The organism is Vreelandella glaciei (assembly GCF_013415125.1).
GTDB classification, from domain to species: Bacteria; Pseudomonadota; Gammaproteobacteria; order Pseudomonadales; family Halomonadaceae; genus Vreelandella; species Vreelandella glaciei.
Genome location: NZ_JACCDE010000082.1, coordinates 1 through 1,085, shown reverse-complemented (window position 1 = coordinate 1,085; position 1,085 = coordinate 1). Strand labels below are relative to the sequence as shown.

Annotated in this window: 1 protein-coding gene; it reads right to left on the bottom strand. The window is 52.5% G+C overall.

Annotated elements, in window-relative coordinates; all coding sequences use genetic code 11:
• Positions 1-7: 7 nt before the first annotated feature.
• Positions 8-1,022, bottom strand: a protein-coding gene (locus tag HZS80_RS23220; protein WP_144408607.1) for an IS630 family transposase whose coding sequence is annotated in 2 segments (ribosomal slippage) — positions 8-634 and positions 636-1,022 — 1,014 coding nt in all. Because the reading frame shifts where the segments join, the coding sequence is not laid out codon by codon here.
• Positions 1,023-1,085: the final 63 nt, after the last annotated feature.

The following is a 1,085-nucleotide window of genomic DNA, read 5'->3' as shown; positions in this document are numbered from 1 at the left end:
TAAGTGCCTATTCAAAATTAATCGCGTGATCAGTTCCGTAACCACCGAGTAAGCGGTGTACCTCTTCACGTAGACGTTCAAACGAGAGATAGGCACTCAAGGGCAGCCAGGTGTACTTCATCTGCCGCCACAGAATCTCTATCAGATTCAGCTCTGGTGAGTAGGCAGACAGATAGATCAGATGCACACGTTGCGACATCCACTCCACCCTCTTGCGCCTAAAGGCCTTGGAGCGATGCATGCTGGCATTGTCGAGCACCACAACAGCGAAGGTGTCTGGATCCTTCTGGATCACAAACTGGTCAAACGCTTCTATGACCGTTTCCGTGGTCACTGTCTCGGTTGTCGTGTGATAGACCAGTTTTCCGGCTCGGCTTAAGAATCCCAGCACGTTTAGCCTTCGGCTGCGGGAGTAGGCAGTGACTTCCCAGGGCTTGCCGATAGGGCTCCACGCATACGGCACCGACGACGCTTGTGAAAAACCTGATTCATCAAAGTAATAGAGCTCGTGCTCGCCTTGGTCCTCTTGCTCGTGAAGCGCTTTCATCAGGCCTTGCGTTTTGCGAAAGTCCGTTTCGTCACGCTGGGGCTTGAGTGAATGCCGAATGCGCTTGAAGCTATGACCATTTTTTTTTCAACGCCCGGCGCAGTGTCACCGTGGCGACAGACTTGCCGGTCTCTTCTTGAAAGCGAGCCTGTAAGGCGCGAATCTGATGGGGATGCTCGGCTACCAACGCTTGCAGTCGCTTGTGATCGTGTTCATCGAGGGCGGGTGTTCGTCCACTACGCGGTTTGTCGATGAGACCATCAAAACCGGACACTTCCCATTGCTTGAACCATCGTGATACGGCATCGCGGCGAACCTGAAGTATCTCACTGATTTGGTTAATAGTATGGCCTTGGTCACTCAGTAGAATGGCATGCGCCCGACGACGGAGAGCGCGCTTCTCGCCATGGTGATAGGCGGAGGTCAGCGTCTGTTGTTCAGGTTCAGTGAGAGGGGCAACGAAGCGTTTTTCCATGGTTCTGTCCGTGTCAGAAATCCTGGCATGGATATTACACGAAAACTTTATATCAGGTACTTA